General features: G+C 70.4%; 5 protein-coding genes and 3 pseudogenes. 5 read left to right on the forward strand and 3 right to left on the reverse strand.

Translation table 11 applies throughout. The features are described from left to right. Positions 1 to 257: 257 nt before the first annotated feature. Positions 258 to 425, reverse strand: coding sequence for a hypothetical protein (locus ACFWOG_RS38995; RefSeq protein WP_380364338.1), 168 nt, complete (start codon positions 423 to 425; stop codon positions 258 to 260). Between the two features lie 22 nt (positions 426 to 447). Between ACFWOG_RS38995 and ACFWOG_RS39000 the strand changes: the two are divergent. Further along, positions 448 to 930: pseudogene (locus ACFWOG_RS39000) on the forward strand (transposase); the annotation flags it as partial. Between the two features lie 148 nt (positions 931 to 1,078). Here the strand turns inward: ACFWOG_RS39000 and ACFWOG_RS39005 are convergent. After that, a pseudogene (locus tag ACFWOG_RS39005) lies at positions 1,079 to 1,490 on the reverse strand (IS5 family transposase); the annotation flags it as partial. A gap of 272 nt (positions 1,491 to 1,762) precedes the next feature. On the opposite strand from ACFWOG_RS39005, the gene ACFWOG_RS39010 reads away from it, so the two are divergent. Next, complete coding sequence (locus ACFWOG_RS39010) at positions 1,763 to 2,632, forward strand: IS5 family transposase (protein WP_380364340.1); 870 nt, start codon at positions 1,763 to 1,765, stop codon at positions 2,630 to 2,632. A 330-nt stretch (positions 2,633 to 2,962) separates the two neighbouring features. Here the strand turns inward: ACFWOG_RS39010 and ACFWOG_RS39015 are convergent, their stop codons facing one another. Next, positions 2,963 to 3,520, reverse strand: a complete 558-nt coding sequence (locus ACFWOG_RS39015) for a TetR/AcrR family transcriptional regulator (protein ID WP_380364332.1) — start codon at positions 3,518 to 3,520, stop codon at positions 2,963 to 2,965. A gap of 97 nt (positions 3,521 to 3,617) precedes the next feature. On the opposite strand from ACFWOG_RS39015, the gene ACFWOG_RS39020 reads away from it, so the two are divergent. The 3 genes and pseudogenes from ACFWOG_RS39020 to ACFWOG_RS39030 form a co-directional block, all read left to right on the forward strand. Further along, a complete protein-coding gene (locus ACFWOG_RS39020) occupies positions 3,618 to 4,544 on the forward strand; it encodes a zinc-binding dehydrogenase (protein ID WP_380364334.1) in 927 nt (308 codons plus the stop codon). A gap of 502 nt (positions 4,545 to 5,046) precedes the next feature. Then, the gene (locus ACFWOG_RS39025; RefSeq protein WP_380364336.1) at positions 5,047 to 5,280 is read left to right on the forward strand and encodes a hypothetical protein; all 234 of its coding nucleotides are present in this window, start codon (positions 5,047 to 5,049) and stop codon (positions 5,278 to 5,280) included. Positions 5,281 to 5,784: 504 nt separating this feature from the next. Beyond that, positions 5,785 to 6,026 (forward strand): annotated as a pseudogene (locus ACFWOG_RS39030) (hypothetical protein); the annotation flags it as partial.

A 6,026-nucleotide genomic window follows, 5' to 3' on the forward strand; every position in this document is an offset into this window, starting at 1 on the left:
GGTGCGGGCCGGGCCCGGCAGTCGCCGTCCGCACCGGCCGCCCCGGCACACAGAGCGGTCGTCTGTCCGTGATGTTCCGTCACCGTTCCACGGTGACGGAACACGGAGGTCACCACAAGCCGCCCCGCTGTGGGTGGTTGGGGGGTGTGGTGGGCCCGTCGCCGGCCCGGCCCGTCCGTTCCGGGCGGTTCCCCGGCTGCGGGCCGTCCGTTCCGGGCCGGTCCGGGGTGGTGGTTCACCCGCCCCGGCAGCGACGTCTACGGCCTCGCGATGTGCAAGACATCCTTGATGCCGTCGCCGAACGTGTCGCCGGCCTGCTTGTCCTTGATGAAGGTGTACAGCGGCTTGCCGTCGTAGGCCCACTGCATCGAGCCGTCGTCCCGCCTGATCTGCGGCCACTTGGCCTCTGCCTGATCGGGGCCCAGCTAGTGCTCCGACCAGAAGGGCCAGCACACCCACGGCGTGACCTACTTCCACGGCTGCTACCCGATCGGCGACGACACCCTGTGGGGCGTCAACCGCCGCCGCAAGCGCACCCTGAACACTCTTGCCGAGCTCCGCTCGATCCGGGCGGCCCGCCCGGACGGCGCCCCGGTCTACGTGATCCTGGACAACCTGCCCGCCCACAACGGCAAGAAGTTCCGCCGCTGGGCCCGCAACAACAACGTCCACCTCTGCTTCACCCCAACCAGCGCCTCCCGGGCCAACCCGATCGAGGCGCGCTTCGGACTGCTGCGGCAGTTCACCCTCGCGAACTCCAACCACCCCAACCACACGGTCCAGACCCGCGCCCTGCACGCCGACCTTCGCTGGCGCAACGCCGACGCCCGCCACCCCGACGTCCTCACCGCCCAGCGCCGCGAACGAGCCCGCGTCCGCAGCGAAAAGGGCCTGCGCTGGGGCGGACGGGAACTGGCTACCGCTGCCTGACCAGCTATTGCCGATACTTCCTCCATGGGAAGCCGTACTGGCGCACGTTCGGGACTCCGAAGATGCTAGCCCTTTAGGTCATCTCATTTGGTGATCCTGCGGTGGCAAATCAGGGCTGCGGCGATGCTGGCGAACGCTGCGAAGTGGGTGCCCTCCGTTCATAGCGACGGTGGAGCCGGCGGAAGCCGCCGAGCCAGGCGGACGGTGCGTTCGATCACCCAGCGGTGCCTGCCGAGCCGGATGGAGGACTCGATGCCTCGGCGGGCGATGCGGGCGATGCGGGCGGTGATCTGGCGTCGCCGCAGGTAGGAGCGGATGAAGCGGTGGTCGTATGCTTTGTCGCCGTCCAGCTTGCCGGGCCTGCGCCGCCTCGGGCCGCGCCGCGAGCGGATCGGCGGGATGGCGTCGACCAGCGGGATCAGGGCCTGGCTGTCGTGGACGTGGGCCCCGGAGATCGCGAGCGAAAGGGGCAGACCGGTGCGTTCGGTGAGCAGATGGATCTTCGACCCGTACTTGCCCCGATCGACAGGATTCGGACCCGCTAGTTCCCCCTTTTGAGGGCGCGCACCCAACCCAACCAAATGAGATGTCTTCTTAGAGGTCGTTTTCATCTATTTGGCCCGGGTGCAGGGCGATTCTCGAAGTGTCCGGGCATGGTGCGGAAGCGACTGTGGACACGGCTGAGGCCTATGGGTCGGACGGTGGTGCAGGTGGGGCGGGGTGCGGTTTGCACCTGTCTCATTCCAGGATGTCCGGTCTTCGCGGCTGTCTGCTTCCCGGCGCCGGTGTCGTGCGCCTGGGCGCACTCGGTCTGCTGCGGTACTTCGGAAGTATGCCGACGCGACGCCCTTATCCGAGTGATCTGTCCGATGCCCGCTGGGAGTTGATCGAGCCAGTTCTGTCGGCCTGGCGCTTCGAGCGCCGCGGCAGAGCCCTGGACTTCGGCCGGCCGCCCGAGCACGACCTGCGCGACATCATGGACGCGATCCTGTACGTGGACCGCACCGGAGTCCAGTGGCGCTACCTCTCGCACGACTTCCCGAACTGGAACACGGTCTACGGCTACTTCGCCAAGTGGCAGCAGGACGGCGTGTTCACCCAGCTCAACGGCCTGCTCAGACAACTGCTTCGACAGAAGGAGGGGCGGGACGTCGAGCCGTCGGCCTGCGTGATCGACGCCCAGAGCATCAAGACCTCCACCAGCGTCCCCGCCGCCGGCCAGGGCATCGACGCGGGAAAGAGAATCGTGGGCAGGAAACGGAGCATCGTCACCGACACCCTCGGTCTCCTCCTCGCGGTGCTGGTCACGGCAGCGAGCGTGCAGGACTCCGTCGCCGGAACCCGACTCCTCGACAAGGTCGCTGTCGAACACCCCGGCATCCGCAAGGCATGGGTCGACGGCGGCTACCGCCAGCACCTCGTCGAGCACGCCGCCACTCTGGGCATCGACATGGAAATCACCGCCCGCAAGCCCGGCACCAGGGGATTCACCCCGATACCGAAGCGGTGGACGGTCGAGCGGACCTATGGCTGGCTCATGCTCCATCGCCGCCTCGCCCGCGACTACGAAGCCCTCCCTACCCGCTCCGAAGCCATGATCCACCTCGCCATGACCGACCTCATGGCGCGCCGCCTCACCAGCGAGAACGCCATCTCCTGGCGTGACCCGACAACGCAGACCAAACAGCTGATTCCAGGATGAAACATCGGACGAAAACGACCTCTTAGGTGCCATCGCTGCCGCGTCCGGCCCTCGTGTCATGCGGAAGGCGCTGGAGGCCATGGCTGCCTCCGAATTCGGCTGGCGGCTGGCGGTATTGCCCGCGGGGCGGCGGTGCAGCGTGGTGTGGGAGGTTGCGTTCATTAGGGACGGTGAGGTGATGGCGGTCACGGTCACGTGATCGGTCGCCAGGCCTCCGGGTCTGGGGGCCGGGCCTCGGTGGGCGCGGTCGGGAGTGCAGGGCCGGGTTCTTCGTACTGCCGTCCGCGTTCGTGTGTGCACCGGTTCCGGTCGGTGGGGGGCCGGGCCTGCTCACTGCCGGCGCAGACCGGCGAGCATCACGTCCTGGGTGGTGCGGCGCTGCCGGGGATCGGTGGCGGAATCCGCCATGCGCATGAGCGTGGCGATGTCCCCGACCTCCACGTCTGCCCGGAGCAGGCCTGCCGCACGGGCCCGGTCGGCGGACGGGCCGATGAGGTGGGTCGTGGCGCGCAGGCCGCGGTCGGCGGCGGTGGGGCCGGTACGGCACAGGATGTCGAACAGGTGCAGCTCGGACTCGTCCAGGACGCATCCGTGGAGGAAGACGGTGCGGAACGCCTCCCACGGGTCCGCGACGGCGACGGCCCGTTCGGCGACCTGTCGCGAGCCTTCGGTCAAGTCGTCCAGGAGCTGTTCGACCAGGGCCTCCTTGGTCGCGAAGTGGCGGTAGAAGGTGCTGGGGCCGACGCCCGCGCGGCGGGCGACGGCATCGACGGACAGGCCGGGGCCCAGTTCGGTGAAGGCCGCGCGGGCGGCGTCGATCAGGAGTTGGCGGTTGCGGAGCTGATCCTTGCGCGGTGTGCGCGGTGTGCGCGGCGGGGGAGTGGGCACGGTGCTTCCCTTCCATGCGAAACGGTAGTGCCACTACCGTTTCTACTGCTAGGGTCAAAGTGAAAGCGATACTACCGTTTCAAGGAGTTGGCGACCCGTGCGCGCACTCGTTCCCACCGGCCGGCCCGGTCACCTCGTGGAGATCGGCGAGGTGGACCTTCCTCGTCCCGCGGCCGACGAGGCCCTGGTCCGGATCACCCGGTTCTCCCTCAACCGCCCCGATTTCCTCTACCTCAGCGCCCCGGGCACCGGCTACCGGCCCGGGATCGACGCGGTGGGCGTGGTCGAGCGGGCCGCCGCCGACGGCAGCGGCCCGGCGACCGGCAGCCGGGTGGCTCTGCACCTGCCCGGCGGCGGCGCGGCCGCCCAGTTCGCCGCCGTCCCCGCCCGGCGCCTGGTGTCCGTCCCCGACGCCGTCTCCTCCGACCTCGCGGCCGCCCTTCCTCTGGGCGGCCTGGTCGCCCGCCGCCTGCTCGCCGAGGCCGCACCGCTCGCGGGCCGCACCGTGCTGGCCACCGGCATGGGCGGCGGGGTCGGCCAGTTCGCCGTGCAGCTCGCTGTGGCCGAAGGCGCACGGATCACCGTCGTCGCTTCCGAGGACGAGCCCTGGCAGCACCTGCCCGCCCTCGGGGCCGAGGTCGTCCACGACATCGACAGCCTGGACAACGGGACGTTCGACGTCGTCCTCGAATCCGTCGGAGGGCGGCTCGGCTCCGCCGCACTGCGGAAGCTGGCACCCGGCGGCCTCTTCCTCTGGTTCGGTCAGGCGTCCTCCCAGCCCCTGACCCTCGACTTCTTCGCCCTGTTCGACGGAGGGCGGCAACTCACCCTCCACCACTTCGTCTATCTCGCTGCCGACGACCACCAGGACGCCCGGGACCTGGCCGCCCTGCTCGAACTCGCCGCCCAGGGCCGCCTGCGAGCGGAGATCGGCCACCTCGACCACTGGAGCCGCAGCGCGGAGCTCCTGGAGGAGATGGCCCACGGACGCCTACGCGGCAAGGCCGTGCTCACCCTGGGCTGAAGCCGCGGTCCGACCTGTCGGCGGGGCGGCAGGTCGGACCACCGCCTCGGCCGTCGAGGCGTTCCCTCGCGCGCGGGTCCCGGTCGCGCGCCCACCGCCCGGCCGGGGAGCGCCGGACCATGCGGCCCGGGACGATACGGATCCAGGCCGAAACCGGAGATCGCCTCCGGGCGTTCGTGAGCGTCGACTCCCACCGCTTCCGCGTCGAGGCCACCGGCCGGGTGACCGAGCTCTGCCGGGAACGGAACTGCGCCTTCCCGCCCGCCGCACCGGGCGCAGGAGAGTGCGCCGGCCACCACCGCCCACCGGCTGCGCAAGGTGGCGAGATCGGAAGGATCGCGCCCGGGCAACTGGATCCTGCGACCGTCGACCTCCGCTGGACACGAATCGTCGAACAGCCGGCGTAGGAGAAGGGTGCGGGCACGGACCCCGGCTGGCACCCGGCCCGGGGCTACCGCACGGTCGGCCCGGCCTGCGGCCATCCCGGGCGCCCATGCCAACGGTGTCGATCCTCGGCCGGCGCCGCACGCAGGGCCATCGCCTCGGCAACACCGTTATCCGCTCGGGCCGCGAACGCGGTGATCAGCTCGCCGATCCGCCGATCCGCCCGTCGTCGCCCGTGTGGACCGCTTCGACGTCGGCCTTGCCGATCAGCCGCTGCACGGGCACGGGCGTGCGCGATGCCGTCCGCGCTATCCATCACCCGAGCGGGAAGGACGGTGAGGCGGACGCATGACGTCGGGCCGCGACCGCGCTCACGTCAGACCGGACCGGGATCACCGGCGCCGAGATGCCGACGTGCCACCGCCACCGTCGCTATGCGGCCTGCGGCGGCGTCCGGGCGATGGACGGCCGGCAGAACCGAGGCCCGCCGGGGTGGCTTGACTGATAGACCCGCATGTTCATGTGTCGCCTCTTCGCCGCGAAGCCGGTGTGGGGTTCGCGCAGAGAGATCAGCGCGAACCCGGCGGATCACTGGCTGGCACGGACATCGCGCGAAGACGCTCGACTCTGCCCGAAGGTACCAAGGCGGCTCCTGCTGTCAGGGGAGTTCGGGCACTCCTCGGCGAAGCCCTGCGAGACGGGCTGCCACACGCCGTGGTCCGTCTGGGCCGGCTCAGCCCGGAAGAGTACGAGGAGGAGTACTGCACCGGCCAGGCGATGGCCGAACCAGTGACCGTCGAACCGCCCGCACCCGCCCTGACCAGCTCATCAACCCCTCCCGCGCAGCGGGGGAGGCTCAGCTACCGTTCTGTTCGACCGGGCGCCGAAGCAGACCCGTCGGGCTGCGCTGCGTGAGCAGGGCCTGGTGCCACGCCCGCTGCCGCAGGTCCGCATCGTTCGCCGCCTGCACGTGCCCCGAGTACCACGTCTACAAGATGACGGGCGCTCTCGCCCGCCGAGCCGTCCGGAACGTCGGAACCGTCCCCTGTCGAGTGGGGGGCTGCGGACACTGATCCGGCGGTGCCCGAGGGCCACCCC

The sequence above is a fragment of the Kitasatospora sp. NPDC058406 genome (assembly GCF_042722765.1).
Lineage (GTDB): Bacteria > Actinomycetota > Actinomycetes > Streptomycetales > Streptomycetaceae > Kitasatospora.

Bases quoted from the DNA above. Each gene is read 5' to 3' on its own strand.
- ACFWOG_RS39010 (WP_380364340.1), top strand. From the start codon at position 1,763: ATGCCGACGCGACGCCCTTATCCGAGTGATCTGTCCGATGCCCGCTGG.